This is a genomic window from Nocardia sp. NPDC004123 (assembly GCF_053603795.1).
Map to the genome: position 1 here is coordinate 37195 of NZ_JBSGGG010000024.1, position 14175 is coordinate 51369.

The 14175-nt window shown below is 68.2% G+C and carries 11 protein-coding genes; 7 read left to right on the forward strand and 4 right to left on the reverse strand.

Going from position 1 to position 14175, the window contains the following annotated elements:
- Positions 1–264 precede the first annotated feature (264 nt).
- A complete protein-coding gene (locus ACWEQQ_RS31290) occupies positions 265–1284 on the reverse strand; it encodes a LacI family DNA-binding transcriptional regulator (protein WP_452350762.1) in 1020 nt (339 codons plus the stop codon).
- Positions 1285–1387: 103 nt separating this feature from the next.
- Here ACWEQQ_RS31290 and ACWEQQ_RS31295 point away from each other — a divergent pair, with 103 nt between their 5' ends.
- The 4 genes from ACWEQQ_RS31295 to ACWEQQ_RS31310 all read left to right on the forward strand — a co-directional run bounded on the left by ACWEQQ_RS31295 (position 1388) and on the right by ACWEQQ_RS31310 (position 5957).
- Positions 1388–3373, forward strand: a complete 1986-nt coding sequence (locus tag ACWEQQ_RS31295; protein ID WP_452350763.1) for a sulfatase-like hydrolase/transferase — start codon at positions 1388–1390, stop codon at positions 3371–3373.
- A gap of 71 nt (positions 3374–3444) precedes the next feature.
- Entirely contained in the window at positions 3445–4410 is a 966-nt protein-coding gene (locus ACWEQQ_RS31300; protein ID WP_452350764.1) for a formylglycine-generating enzyme family protein, read from the forward strand.
- Positions 4411–4714: 304 nt separating this feature from the next.
- On the forward strand, positions 4715–5635 hold the full coding sequence (locus ACWEQQ_RS31305; RefSeq protein ID WP_452350765.1) for an aminoglycoside phosphotransferase family protein: 921 nt from the start codon (positions 4715–4717) through the stop codon (positions 5633–5635).
- 97 nt (positions 5636–5732) lie between these two features.
- The gene (locus ACWEQQ_RS31310; protein ID WP_452350766.1) at positions 5733–5957 is read left to right on the forward strand and encodes a hypothetical protein; all 225 of its coding nucleotides are present in this window, start codon (positions 5733–5735) and stop codon (positions 5955–5957) included.
- Positions 5958–6231: 274 nt separating this feature from the next.
- On the opposite strand, the gene ACWEQQ_RS31315 is transcribed toward ACWEQQ_RS31310, so the two are convergent.
- From ACWEQQ_RS31315 to ACWEQQ_RS31325, 3 genes are all read right to left on the reverse strand, one after another.
- Positions 6232–6768 carry a YbhB/YbcL family Raf kinase inhibitor-like protein gene (locus ACWEQQ_RS31315; protein WP_452350767.1) on the reverse strand — a complete coding sequence of 179 codons (537 nt, stop codon included), beginning with the start codon at positions 6766–6768 and terminating at the stop codon, positions 6232–6234.
- Between the two features lie 19 nt (positions 6769–6787).
- Positions 6788–8137, reverse strand: a complete 1350-nt coding sequence (locus ACWEQQ_RS31320) for a M20/M25/M40 family metallo-hydrolase (RefSeq protein WP_452350768.1) — start codon at positions 8135–8137, stop codon at positions 6788–6790.
- Between the two features lie 169 nt (positions 8138–8306).
- Positions 8307–9524 (reverse strand): hypothetical protein, encoded by a 1218-nt coding sequence (locus ACWEQQ_RS31325; protein ID WP_452350769.1) that lies wholly within the window; start codon positions 9522–9524, stop codon positions 8307–8309.
- Positions 9525–9703: 179 nt separating this feature from the next.
- Between ACWEQQ_RS31325 and ACWEQQ_RS31330 the strand changes: the two genes are divergently transcribed.
- From ACWEQQ_RS31330 to ACWEQQ_RS31340, 3 genes are all read left to right on the forward strand, one after another.
- Positions 9704–10804, forward strand: a complete 1101-nt coding sequence (locus ACWEQQ_RS31330; RefSeq protein WP_452350770.1) for a phospholipid scramblase-related protein — start codon at positions 9704–9706, stop codon at positions 10802–10804.
- Positions 10805–10868: 64 nt separating this feature from the next.
- On the forward strand, positions 10869–12386 hold the full coding sequence (locus tag ACWEQQ_RS31335; protein ID WP_452350771.1) for an FAD-dependent monooxygenase: 1518 nt from the start codon (positions 10869–10871) through the stop codon (positions 12384–12386).
- A 157-nt stretch (positions 12387–12543) separates the two neighbouring features.
- Positions 12544–13995 (forward strand): FAD-dependent oxidoreductase, encoded by a 1452-nt coding sequence (locus ACWEQQ_RS31340; protein WP_452350772.1) that lies wholly within the window; start codon positions 12544–12546, stop codon positions 13993–13995.
- The last annotated feature ends 180 nt before the right edge of the window (positions 13996–14175 follow it).

Consider the following 14175-nt stretch of genomic DNA (forward strand, 5'->3'; position numbering starts at 1 on the left):
CGCCCAGACGTCAGTCAGCCAATGCACGCACATGCCGCATACCGCGCTGACCGAACCGGCCAGCACGGGGCGACGCCGGCCGGAACCCTGGTGCGCCGCAGAACGTCTGACTGCCGAATGCAGCGCAGTGGCGCAGCCCCAACAATCGGCCACCTGGACTTGATGGACGCCGTGACTACTCGACCATCACTTTGTGATGTTGCTGGGTAGCATGGTGTTTCGTGCTGGTTGCTTAGGAGCGCCCGCTGCCAATGTTGTTGCGGGCTAAGCGGATTCCCGCACTATGAGCTCGGGATGTGGTGGCTCCGCGGGCAGCGGCGTGTCATCGGCGTCCAGAGCCGCTCGGATCGCCGCCGCGGCCAGTGCGGCCATGTGCTCGGCGGGAACGTAGGTGGTGGTGAGGTGCGGCCTTAGGATGCGGCCCATGGGGAAGTTGCCCGACCCGACCACCGCGATGTCGCTGGGCACCCGCAGTCCCGCTTCCCTGAGTACCTCGATCAGCAGTAGAGCGTGTTCGTCGTTGTAGGCGTAGATGCCGTCGGGGCGGGTTTCGGGTTCGGCACGCCACCTCGTGATCGTGGGGGTGAGGCTTTGTTCGGTCAGGTCGCAGTCCACCCGTTCGACCAGAAGGCTGGAGGCTGCGGCCACCTCCTTCACGGTCTCGAAGCGGGGAACGCTCAGGATGGTCAATGGATCGCCGGGCACCAGGCAGGCCAGTCGCCGGCAGCCTCTCCGGATGAGATGGTCGGCCGCCGCGCGGGCGACGGCATTGGGATCCATTGGGATCGGGATCGCAGCGGTCGCGGGGTCGGGGTGCGCACCCAGTAGCGCCACCACCTCGACTCCGGCGCGCCGCAGGAAATCGACACTCTCGGGTGGACACTGCTGGGCGTGCGCGATCACGGCGGCCGGGCGGAGTTCGGCCCAGGCTCGCGCGGCCTCCAGGCCCGCGCGCTCGCGGCCGCCGTGGACGAGCAGGCACAGATCCCGTTCGGCCAGTTCGCGGGCGAAGTGTGCGGTGAACGCGTCACTGGCGGGGCTGGCGGGCAATTCGAGCATCGGGATGAGAACGGTATTGCCGCGTCCGGCTCGCAGGGTGCGGGCGGTGGCATTGGGCGCGTAGCCCAGATCATGGACCGCTGCGAGCACCCGATCGCGGGTCTGTTCGCTGATGCGCACGTCGGTGCGGCCGTTGAGGATGTAGGACACCGTGGCTCGCGATACTCCCGCCCGGCGCGCGACGTCGGCGCTGTTCGGCCTGGTGATCGGTGCCTCCGCGGTCACGGATCGAATTCTCCTCTCGGTGCGACAGTCATGACGATCGTAGCTTACTCGTGTAACCTCCCGATCTGTTTACACGTGTAAGTCGAGAGGAATCGTTCGGGCCATGACTGCATCGAATCGGCGGACCGACGCCGGAATCGCACGCCGAACCTTCCTGGGTGGCGCGGCCGCAGCGGCGGCCGCCGCGCTCGTGCCGGGCCTCGCCCGGGCAGAGGACGGCTCGCGCCCGAACATCCTGTGCCTGGTGAGTGAGGATTGCGGTGCGCAGCACCTGGGCTGCTACGGGGGCGTCGCCCACACCCCGACCCTGGATCGGCTTGCCGCGGAGGGGATCAGGTGGCGTAACTGCTTCTCGGCGGCGCCCGTGTGCGCGCCGTCCCGGTTCGCGATGATCTCCGGCGTCGTGCCCGAAAGCTGCGCACCGGCCAATCACATGCGCGCGGCCGGAGCATTGCCGCCTTTTCTCGATCACGCCGGATGGCCGAGGCTGCTACGACAGGCGGGCTACTACTGCACGAACAACGCCAAAGAGGATTACAACACCGCCGATCTCGACATCGGCGCGACCTGGGACGAATCCTCGCTGCACGCGCACTGGCGCAATCGCCCGGGCGGGGCGCCGTTCTTCGCGATCTTCAATCCCACGATCACACACGAATCGTCGGTTTTCCTCAACGCGCCAGGCCTCGACCAGCTCGACGGCAGACTCTCCACCCCGTATCTGGAAGAACTCCAGGGCGTGCACACCGTCACGTCGACCCCGATCCTCGGCGGTCCTACCACCCCCGATCAGGTGCGTATCCCGCCGTACTATCCCGACACTCCGACCACCCGTTCGGATGCGGCGTTGTACATGAATCAGATCAATCAGATGGATCAGGAGATGGCCGCACGGCTGCGGGAATTGGATGAGGCGGGCCTCGCTGAGGACACCATCGTCCTGTATTACAGCGATCACGCCGGTGTGCTGCCCCGCTCGAAGCGGTTCTGCTACGACAGCGGACTGCACATCCCGCTGATCGCCCGATTCGGCCGTAATGTCGCCGACCTGGCCCCCGCGCCGGCGGGCAGCACCCTGGACGAACCCGTATGCAGCGGAACCGCGCTCCCGGCGACCATTCTCGACCTGGCCGGCGTCGGGGCGCCGACCTGGATGGACGGCACCCCGTTCGCCGGGCCCCGCCGTGCCGCGGCGCGCTATGCGTTCGGCATGCGCAATCGGATGGATGAACGCTACGACATGGTCCGCACCGCGCGGGACGAACGCTTCCGCTACATCCGGAACTATCTGCCCCATCTGCCGAATGGGCTACACGTGCAGTTCATGTGGCTCCAGGCCGGATACCGCGAATGGGATCAACTCCACCACGACGGCCGCCTCGACGAGCTCACCGATCGGTTCTGGCAACCGCGCCCGGCAGAGGAGCTCTACGACACCCACTCCGACCCCGATGAAATCCATAATCTCGCAACCGATCCCGACTACGCGACCGACCTACGGCGGATGAGCGCAGCCCTGGACGAGCACATGCTGGCGGTGGTCGACGACGGCTTCATCCCCGAGAGCGAAGCCGCCGAAGGCTACACCGCTGGCCGCGACCGGGACGCCTACCCGCTGCGCGCGATCATGGATCTCGCAGCCACGGCCATCCAACGCGACCCCGCCGCCCTCCTGGACCTGGTGCGAAACCTGACCTCTGGCAACGACATCGTCCGCTACTGGGCGGCGACCGGCTGCTGCATGCTCGACACCGCTGCCGCACCGGCCACCGACGACCTGCACCGCGTATTCGACGCCGAACCCTCACCACACGTGAGAATCGCCCTCGCCGAAGCCCTCGCCCGAGCGAGCGAAGATCAGCAAGCCGTCGGCTACCTCGGGGACACCCTCGTGAACCACCCCGATGGCTGGGTTCGGCTGCAGGCCGCCAACGCGCTCGACCACCTCGGCGAACGCGCCCGCGCGGCCCGAACCCAACTCTTCACCGCCTCCTCCGCACCCGGCAACTCCGACGCTGCCTCCCATGTCCGCACTGCCGCTTCCCATACCGTGCGCGTCCTGGACAACACCGCCGCCGGCATTCCGTGAGGGGTCCGTGTCGGTGCGCTGCTCGTCGCCTTCGGTAACGCTGAGTGAACTTCAGGAAGGAAGAACTGCGAATGCCCTCATCCATCCCGCATCCTGCGGACGGACCGGCACCGGATTCGCGGAGTTGCTGCGCACCCGCTCGTTCGGGGACCAACCGCACGCCGCGCATACCCGCCCACGCGGTCGGCGGTCCGTCCCCAGTCTTGATCCCTGTTCCAGGTGGTGAGTTCCGGATGGGCAGTGAGGCACCCGACAGCCATCCGGCCGACGGTGAAGGCCCGGTGCGACCGGTGCGGGTATCGGAATTCGCGATCGCCGCGCACACCGTCACCAATGACCAGTTCGCGCAATTCATTACCGCGACCGGATATCCCACCGACGCCGAACGCTACGGCTGGTCCTATGTGTTCGCCGGGTTTCTGCCCGCCGCACTACGGCGCAACGCGCGCCGCCCCGACGGCACCCCGTGGTGGTGTGCGGTCCCCGAGGCGACCTGGTCTGCGCCGGAAGGCCCGGGCAGCGATCTCGACGGCCGGGGCGACCATCCCGTGGTGCACGTGTCTTGGCATGACGCGCAGGCGTATTGCGCCTGGGCGGGGGTGCGGCTGCCCACCGAGGCCGAATGGGAATTCGCCGCCCGAGGCGGCCTCGAACGCGCCCGGTACCCGTGGGGCGACGAACCCGAATCCGAGACCTGCTACCGCGCCAACATCTTCCGAGGCTCGTTTCCCGCCCGCAACACCGCCGCCGACGGATATCGCGGCACTGCTCCGGTGGATGCCTTCGTGCCCAACGCATTCGGGCTGTACAACACCGTCGGCAACGTGTGGGAGTGGTGCGCCGACCACTGGCACACCGACCACTCTCGCGACCTCGTCACCGACCCGCGCGGGCCGGCGACTGGCGACGGCCGGGTACTGCGCGGCGGCTCGTATCTGTGCCACGACAGCTATTGCAACCGCTATCGGGTCGCGGCCCGAATCCACAACTCTCCCGAATCCAGCAGCGGCAATACCGGTTTCCGCGTCGCGTGCTGAGTGAGATCCGCTCGCCTGATGGCGTGAGGCACGTTGACCTGTGGCCAGGAGACATACTGGTTGAAGATTTCGAGCGCGAGCATGGTCGCAACGTAACAGCCTGGTCCGACGGGCTATCGGCACGCCGCTTCAGCCAGGAAGAGGTCCGCTGAACGCACTCAATTGCCGCATATCGCGCTGACCGAACCGGACATCGCGGGGCGCCGGCGGCCCGAACCTGGTGCGGCGCAGAACGTCCGCTACTGCCGATTACATGGCGTTTGGATCGATCGCTCGGATATCCCGGGAACCCCGCGGTGCTAGCGTGCGTGCGCAGGCAGCGATCGGGGGTTTGTTAATGGATGAGATCAGGTTCGAGCAGAGTCTGGTTCGGGCGCTGTTACGAGATCAGCACCCGGATTTCGCAAATCTTGAGCTCCGAGACATAGACGGAGGCTGGGATAACCAGATGTGGCGGCTCGGGGAGGAACTGGCGGTGCGCTTGCCACGCACCGAGCGTGCGCCTGCCCTGCTTCGCACCGAACAGAGGTGGCTTCCATTGCTGGCGAACGGATTACCGCTGCCGATTCCCGTCCCTGTGCGCAGCGGCGAACCATCGAGCATGTTTGAGCACACCTGGACGATCACGCGTTGGGTCGAGGGCGAGCCCGCCGATCGTGCACCGATCATGCGCATCGATGCGGCCGAGACCCTTGCGAAGTTCCTTGCGGCGCTGCATCACCCAGCGCCCACCGACGCACCGATCAACCCAACACGGAGCATCCCCCTGGCGTCGTTTCACGCTGGAGTAGCAAGCGGATTCGACGTCATTGACGACCGCGCCGGCGCCGACAGGGCGCGGGCAGTCTGGGAGAAGTCCGTGGCTGCGCCCGTCTGGCGGGGAGCGCCCCTCTGGCTCCACGGCGACTTGCATCCGGCGAACGTGGTTGTCCAGGACGAGACGCTCGCCGGAGTGATCGACTTCGGCGAGATATGCGCAGGGGATCCAGCGACTGATCTTTCGGCCGCCTGGATCCTGTTGCCCGCCGGGATGGCAAATCAGTTCTTCGACGCCTACGGGCAGGTCGACGAGGCAACAATCACCCGAGCCCGCGGCTGGGCAATCCTGCGCGCCCTGGGTCTGATTCAAATCGGACAGAACGGGAGACGTGGGCTTCCTGGAGGCAAACCAACCTGGGAACCCGCAGGTTACTCAACTTTGGAGCGTGTTCTGGCTGTGAACTGACCGGGATGCCAGCACATCGCAGCAGCCGAACCATCCGCTATCGCCGTATGCCGCGCTGACCGAAACCGCCCAGGCGTGGAAGGTTCTCGGGGCGATCTTGACCCCGTGCGAAGAAACTCGTTGCAGCCTTGGGGATTTCGATGGTCCTTTCCAGCTCGGCGATCTTGCGTTCTGCGCGCGGATCACCCGTGCCGACTCGGTCGTCGTTTCTTCGGTCTCACCCGCGTCGACCGCGGCCTGCCTGATCTATTTCCGCAGCGTCTCGGCGGTCATACCCAGCTGGGCCGAGACCGTCTTGATCGCGGCCCACTCGCTGTCGTAGTCGTCGCGGTCACTGCAATCCCGGCAACCTGCGGCGCTACTTCAACCCTCACCACAAGCCATGCGCGAGCCGACCGCCGTCATTGAGCCGCCATCGCCTGAACTGACATCACGCTCAACTGGAATCGCCGAATCACCTTCTGCCAGGGATTATCTCCAACTTCGTTGGATTTTCGGCGATTACTACCGGGACTCCCACGGGTAGTGTTGCCCGGACATGACTGTGGCCCCGAGCGAGAATTCGCCCGGGGCCACAGTCGTTTCGGCGTGGACGCCTACTTCTGCTCGTGCGTGCCGATGATGGTGGCGCGGCCGATGGCGTTCATGAACAGGTTGAAGCCCAGGTAGGCGGGCGAGGCGTTCTCGTCGACCTCGAGGCGCTCGACGCCGACGGCGTGCACGACCACGAAGTAGCGGTGCGCGCCGTGCCCGGCCGGCGGGAACGCGCCGGTGTACTCGTGCAGGCCCGCGTCATTGCGCAGGTGGATGGCGCCGGCGGGCAGGGTGCCGCCCTTGCTGGCCTGCCCGCTGGTGAGGCTGGTGGTGGTGACGGGGACATTGGCGAGGACCCAGTGCCAGAAACCCGAGGCGGTCGGCGCGTCCGGGTCGTACATGGTGACGGCGAAACTCTTGGTCTCGGCCGGGAAGCCCGACCAGCTCAGCTGCGGCGAGATGTCCTGTCCGCCCGCGCCGCCCAGCGCGCTGACCTGATCCAGGTGCAGGGGCTTGCCGTCGCTGATATCGATGGAGGTCAGGGTGAACTCGGGCAGCTGCGGCAGCGGCGCGTAGGGATTGTAGGAGTAGTCGGGCACGAGCAGTCCTTTCGAATCGTCAGCTGTGCAACAGGAAGTGTTCCAGTACGCGGGTGCCGAATTCGAGCGATTCCACCGGAACCCGCTCGTCGACCCCATGGAACAGGGCGGAGAAGTCCAGTTCGGGCGGCAGCCGCAGCGGCGCGAAGCCGAAGCAGCGAATCCCCAACTTGGCGAAGGCTTTCGCGTCGGTGCCGCCGGAGAGCATGTAGGGCACGGTGCGCCCGTTCGGATCGTGGGCCAGGATGGCGTCGTTCATGGCGTCCACGAGGTGCCCGTCGAAGGTGGTCTCGTAGGAGTCGAGCTTGGTGATCCACTCCCGTTCCACATCCGGTCCGATGAGCGCGTCGATCTCCCGCTCGAATTCGGCCTGCCGTCCCGGCACCACCCGGCAGTCGACGACGGCCTCGGCGGTCTGCGGAATCACATTGGCCTTGTAGCCCGCCCGCAGCATGGTCGGGTTGGCGGTGTCGCGCAGGGTCGCGCCGATGATGCGGGAGATGGTGCCCAGTTTGGCCAGCTGACCCTCGATATCCGGTGAGCCGGGATCGAATTCGAGCCCGGACTCCTCGGCGACGGCGGCCAGGAACTCCGCGACCGAATCGGAGACCACCAGCGGGAAGGTGTGGGTGCCCAGCCGCGCCACCGCCTGCGACAGGATCGTCACCGCGTTGTCCTCGTGCAGGAACGAGCCGTGCCCGGCACGGGCCTTGGCGCGCAACCGCATCCAGCCCAGGCCCTTCTCCGCGGTCTCGACCAGATACAGCCGCCGCTCGCTGCCGTCGGGCCGCGGCACGGTCAGCGAGAATCCGCCGACCTCGCCGACCGCCTCGGTGACGCCCTCGAACAGGTCGGGCCGGTGCTCGACCAGCCACTGGCAGCCCCAGCGCCCGCCGTTCTCCTCGTCGGCCACGAACGCCCACACGATGTCGCGCGGCGGCACCGTGCCCTCGATCTTGAACTGGCGGGCCACCGCCAGCATCATGCCGACCATGTCCTTCATGTCGATGGCCCCGCGGCCCCACACGTAGCCGTCGCGCACCGCGCCGGAGAACGGGTGCACACTCCAGTCGGCGGCTTCGGCGGGCACCACGTCGAGATGCCCGTGGATCATCAGGGCCCCGCGCGAGGAGTCCGCGCCCTGCAGCCGCGCGAACACATTGCCGCGCCCCGGCGCACCCGATTCGACGTATTCGGTGGTGTACCCGGCCTCCTCGAGCTGTGCGGCCACCCACTGCGCGCATTCGCGCTCGCCCTTGGTGGTTTCCAGTTCGCCGGTATTGGAGGTGTCGAACCGGATCAGCGTGCTGACCAGGTCCACCACTTCCGACACGGCGCGAGGGGTGCGGGTTTCGGCGGTTTCGGACACGTCACCTTTCCTACCACCTCCCCGGCACCCCGTCGCCCACCGCCGCCCGTACGACCCGGCCCGCCGCAGGTCGAACGACGACCGGGAGTTGGAATCATCCGTGGCACAAGGGTTCCCGTACCCGGCGGGAAAGCACCCCGCACGCACCCGATCGGCGACGGCGGCGCGCTCAGCGCAGGAAACGGATCGTGTTGGTCAGCGTGGCCAGCAGCGCATCCAGGTGCTGGTCGGCGATGCGGCGTTCGAGGACCTCGAGGTCCAGGCGGGTGGCGGTGGCCCACAGCTCGCCCACGCGGGCCTGGACCTCGACATCGGTCGCGGACAGCACCCACAGCAGCGGCGGCCACAACCGGGCGGCCTGGGCCAGCGCGGGCAGCATGAGCAGCGTGGGGGCATCGAGGGTGGCCAGGCGCAGGCCCGCCAGGCGGCGCACCTCGGCGGGAGTGCGCGCCAGGGGTTCGAGAACCCCGCGCCACACCGCCAGGTCGCTGCTGCCGTCCACGGCGTCGACGAGGGTCTCGGCGATCTCCGGCAGCACCGGATTGAGGGCCAGCCGGGTCAACGCGTTCGGGCTCAGCCGCCCGAAGAAGCGCAGCATGTCATCGGTGGCGTCGGCGGCGATATAGGTGGCGATCAGGTCCGCCACCGCCGAGGGCGGGGCCACCTCGAAGAGGATGTCGCCCACCGCAGCGATCACATCGGGGGCGCAGCGTGCGAACACCGACAGCGCCGCGAGCCGCAACTCCTTGGAACCATTGATGACCGTGTCCAGCAGCCGGGGCACCCGCTGACCGCTGCCCGCGAGCAGCTGCCGCATCACCGCGCTGAGCGATTTCCCCGAATACGCGTAGGCGGCCGAGCGGATGAGGCCCTCGTCATCGGGCACCCCCTCCTCGACCGCCTGGATCAATTCCGGTGTCGCATAGGCCAGGAACGGCCCCGCGGTGATGTAGTCGCGCCGGGCCAGCAGCTCGTTCACGATCGCCACCACCGGCGCGGGCGGTGCGTCGTCGGCGAGCTGGCCGACCGTGCGCGGATCCAGATACGGCGCACAGTCCGCGGCGTATCCGACATCCAGCCGTAGCAGCGCCTCGATCGCCTTGGCCGGATATTTCACTCCGATCGCGCCGGCCGCGCGCCCGGTCATGGTGGGCGGCACCAGCCGCTGCACGATCGGCAGCGAGATGCTCAGCGGGATGACGGGGACCAGCCTGGCGATGCGCTCGAACACCGGCGCATGCCGGTCGAAGAGGTTGCCCGCCATGCGTTGTTGCAGCTCGTGCAGGCGATGCGGGCCGAGCCGTTCGAGGTGGGCGAGCCGTTCCACCGGCACGTGCAGGGTCCGGGCCAGGAGGACGAGCTGGGCTCGCGTCACCAGTTCGGTCATAAGCCCGGCCGCACCGTGTACGCGTGGCAACCCGCGAATTCGACTGTGGCGGACATACTTTCCCCGTTTCCCCGGTGACCCGAGCTGGGCCTCCGGATGTCGACCGCCCATCATAGAGGTGACCGCGGGGCGAAAAGTGCAAAAAGTGCAGAGTCCCTGTACACCGTTAGGATGCGGCCATGAGTCAACCCGCGGGGTGGTACCCCGAGCGTCCCGGATCTCCAGTGCTCCGCTGGTGGGACGGCAGCCAATGGACGAATCACACTCAGCCCCAGCAGCAACCGGCGCCGGCGCCGCAGCAATCGGATCGGCCCCGGTCCGACCAGTTCGCGCAGCAGCCCCGCCCGCAGCACCCGAACCAGCCGCACGCGCAGCAGTCGCAGCCGCACCAGGTCCAGCAGCAGTACGCGCCGCAACCTCAGCAGCAGTACGGCCAGCAGCCCCAACAGCAATACGGCCAGCAGCCCCAGCAGCAGTACGCCCAACAGCCGCAACAGCAATACGGTCAGCGCCCGCCACACCCGCAGCAGCCGGGCCGGCCCCATGGCGCGCAACCGCAGTTCGGTGGTCGCAGTGAGGCCAGCCCCTGGGAGCTCGAGGTCGGCAGCGCCGACAACCCCGCCGACATCCAGCGCCAGGTGCAGCAGCAGGCCGGGATCGCCCCCGCCCAGGCCGGTGGCGGCACCGTGTTCACCGAACCCGTGCTGGTGGTGAACCAGAAGGTCAAGTTGATCGAAATGGTCAACGAGTACAGCGTCTTCGACCAGCACGGCCGCCAGATCGGCGCGGTCGCCGAGGTCGGGCAGAGCGCGCTGAAGAAGGCCGTGCGCTTCCTGTCCAGCTACGACCAGTTCATGACCCACAAACTGGAGATCCGCGACGCGCACGGCCAGTGCCTCATGCGAATCACCCGCCCGGCCAAGGTCTTCAAGTCGAAGTTCCTGCTCGAGCACGGCAATGGCGCGCCGATCGGTGAGATCATCCAGGAGAACATGATCGGCAAGATCAACTTCGCCTTCCTGGTCAACGGTCAGCAGATCGGCGGTATCCGCGCCGAGAACTGGCGGGCCTGGAACTTCGCCATCCACGACCACACCGGTCAGGAGGTCGCCCGTATCACCAAGACGTGGGAGGGCCTGCTCAAGACCATGTTCACCACCGCCGACAACTATGTCGTGCAGATCCACCGCCAGCTCCCCCAGCCGCTGCTGTCCATGGTGGTGGCCTCCGGCCTGGCCATCGACACCGCCCTGAAACAGGATTCGCGCGGCTGGAACTGACCGCGCAAGCGGCGCGCAAGCCGACGCAAGCGCCCGGTGATCGGCCACCACCACAGTGATTCTCATGAACGAGACACGAGATGTGGTGGTGGCCGGGGCCGGACCGGCCGGGCTGATGCTGGCCTGCGAGCTGCGGCTGGCGGGAGTGGACGTGCTGGTCGTCGAGCGCCTCGCCGAACCGGATACGACGATCAAGGCGGGCGTGATCAATGTGCCCACCGCCCAGGCGCTGGGTCGGCGCGGGCTGGTGCCGGAGCTGCGGGCGGCCCACGAGGCGACGCTGGCCCGCATGGGTCAGATGTTCGCGGGCGCAGCGGTTCCCACCGCGCCGCGGCGTACACCGGCCGGTGGGCACTTCGCCGGGATCATGCTGTGGGCCGACAATGTCGACGGCGCGGATCCGGCCTTCGCCGATCTGGGCCCGGCGGCCGGATATCGCTATCTCGATCAGCAGACCATCGAGGCCGTCCTGGCCCGCCGCGCCGCCGACCTCGGAGTACCGGTGCGGCGTGGGGTCGAGCTGACCGGATTCGACGACGACGGCGTCGGTGTCACCGTCGACTGCGGCGGGCACACCGTGCGCGCCGGCTGGCTGGTCGGCTGCGACGGCGGCCGCAGCACCGTGCGCAAACTGGCCGGATTCGAATTCCCCGGCCTGGACCCCGAAATCACCGGCCGCCAGGCCCTGGTCGAGATGACCGGCGCGGAAAACCTGCCCCTGGGCTGGCACACCACCCCCACCGGCATCTTCGTCAACGGCCCCCAACCAGGCCGCATCCTCACCGTGGAACTCGACGGCCCGCCCGCCGACCGCACCAACCCGGTCACCGCCCGGGAGCTCGAGGACAGCTTCGAACGCGTCACCGGCGTGAAAGTGCAGATCTCCACGGTGGTTTCGGCCACCCGCTTCACCGACAACACCCGTCAGGTCCCCGACTACCGCAGCGGCCGGATCCTGCTGGCCGGCGACGCCGCCCACGTGCACTCCCCGTTCGGCGGCCAGGGCCTGAACCTGGGTATCGGCGATGCGGTCAACCTGGGCTGGAAGCTGGCCGCCGTGATCCGCGGCCGATCCCCGGAGGCATTGCTGGACACCTACACTCGCGAACGCCACCCGATCGGCGCCTGGGTGCTGGACTGGACGCGCGCGCAGATCGCGCTCATGCGCACCGATCCGCGCAGTCGCGCGCTGCGGGCGGTCACCACCGACCTGCTCGACACCCCGGCGGCCACCACGCAGGTGGTGAAGAAGCTCTCCGGCGTGCTGCACCGCTACGACCTGGGCAGTGGCGACCCGCTGATCGGTGCGGCCACACCCGATTTCGAGCTGTCCGACGGTACGAGCGTGTCCGGTCACTTCGCCGACGGCCGTGGCCTGCTGCTGGATCCGAGCGACTCCCCCGCCTTGCGCGCCCGGGTCGAGCCGTGGGCGGATCGCATCCGGATCCTCACCGCCAAGCCCGCTCAGCCGCGCGAGCCGCTGTCGCTGCTGATCCGCCCCGACGGCATCGTCGCCTGGACCTCCACCGAGCCACATGGGCTCGAACAGGCATTGACCACCTGGTTCGGCAATCCGGCGTGACCGGCCCGGCGGCACCGGCCCGCGGTGAGCAGCTCACCCCGCCACCGCGGCCGAGGCCGGCAGTTCCGGTGGTATCCGGTGAGTGAGACAAGCGTTTTCGGTCGGCGCGGCGGGCTGGGACCGTTCGCGGTGGACGAGATGGAAGGACGGTGCGGTCGTGGCCGACTCGGGAGTGGCGTGGGATGTCGAGGCCGATGTGGTGGTCGTGGGATTCGGCGGGGCGGGCTGCGCGGCCGCCGTCGCGGCCCACGATGCCGGGGCGCGAGTGCTGGTGCTGGACAAGGAATCCGGTGACCGGGCCGGTGGCAGCACCCGGGTGTCGGGCGCGGTGTGGTTCGACAACCGGGATCCCGAGCGCGCGGCGGTCTACCTGCGCAGCCTCAGCGCCGGGCGGCCGATCCCGGAACCGGTGGTGCGGGTGTGGGCGCAGGAGACCGCCCGCAACAGCGAGTGGATGGAAAGCCTCGGCATCCCGGTCGGTTTGGCGGTGCCCGCGCCGCCCGAATTCCCCGACCTCGACGGCAGCGATGTCATGTGCGGCTGGATCGGCGTCGAGGGCCGCATGGGTGACGGACTGCTGTGGGCGGCCCTGTCGGGGGCGGTCCGCGCCCGCGGTATCGAGGTCCGGTTGCAGACGCCCGCACGCGAATTGATCACCGGCGACGGCACGGTGCTCGGCGTCCTGGCCACCGCACCGGACGGGACCGCCCTGCGGATCCGCGCCGACCGCGGAGTCGTGCTGGCCACCGGCGGATTCGAGGCGAACCCGGAGATGGTGCGCGATCACCTGCGCCTGACCGACCCGGTGGTCTGGGGTACGCCCGCCGCCACCGGCGACGGCCTGCGCATGGCGGTCAAGGCCGGAGCCGACCTGTGGCACATGTCCAACATGATGACCCTGCCCGGATTGCGTGCTCCCGGTTACGAAGCCGGGTTCTACACCGCGTTCCCCAACACCAACAGCTTCGTCTACCTCGGCCTCGACGGTCGCCGCTACTGCAACGAACGGGTGGCCCTGGGCCACGGCCATGCCCGCATCAACGGCAGCTACCAGCTGTTCCCCACCACCCCGATGCACATCGTCTTCGACGAATCCGCCCGCCGCGCAGGCCCGATCGTGCCCGGGCGCGAGCGGCTCGCCGTCGGCTGGGCCAGTCTGATCGAAGGCTACGACTGGAGCGCCGACAACAGCGCCGAGATCGGCAAGGGCTGGATCCACCGCGCCGATACCCTCATCGAACTCGCCGCCATCCTGCGCGTGGACGCCGACGTCCTGCAGCAGACCGTCGACCGCTACAACGCCGCCTGCGCCGCCGGGAAGGACGACCAGTTCGGCCGCCCCGCAAAGACTCTCGCACCCCTGTCCGAGCCGCCCTACTACGCCTTCACCGCCGCCCCCATCCTGGCCTGGAGCAACGGCGGCCCCCGCCGCAACGAGAACGCCGAAGTCCTGGATCCTTTCGGCGCGGTCATCCCCGGCCTCTACGCGGCGGGCAATGTCAGCTCCACCTATTCCTGGTGCAAGGACGGCGGTTTCCACATCGCCGACGCCCTCGCTTTCGGCCGCGTCGCCGGGCGGCGCGCAGCCGAGCGAGGCGGGAGCGCGTAGGCCGAGCTCCGGGAGGCAGGACTGGCAGGTTGCTCGAACCTCCCTCTCGGCGAGGCGGCGGACGCACATCGCCTCGGCGAGAACGGGCACCTGCGCGGAAAACTCGTGCTGGTGGCCGACTCTCCTGGAGACAAACCTTTTCGTAAGTAGCTGAGCTATTTGTGCGTACTTGTGAGACGA

What these genes read in the sequence shown, in the direction of transcription:
- ACWEQQ_RS31295 (WP_452350763.1), top strand. Translation starts at nt 1,388, where the DNA reads ATGACTGCATCGAATCGGCGGACCGACGCCGGAATCGCACGCCGAACC.
- ACWEQQ_RS31300 (WP_452350764.1), top strand. Translation starts at nt 3,445, where the DNA reads ATGCCCTCATCCATCCCGCATCCTGCGGACGGACCGGCACCGGATTCG.
- ACWEQQ_RS31325 (WP_452350769.1), bottom strand. Translation starts at nt 9,524, where the DNA reads ATGACCGAACTGGTGACGCGAGCCCAGCTCGTCCTCCTGGCCCGGACC.
- ACWEQQ_RS31330 (WP_452350770.1), top strand. Translation starts at nt 9,704, where the DNA reads ATGAGTCAACCCGCGGGGTGGTACCCCGAGCGTCCCGGATCTCCAGTG.
- ACWEQQ_RS31335 (WP_452350771.1), top strand. Translation starts at nt 10,869, where the DNA reads ATGAACGAGACACGAGATGTGGTGGTGGCCGGGGCCGGACCGGCCGGG.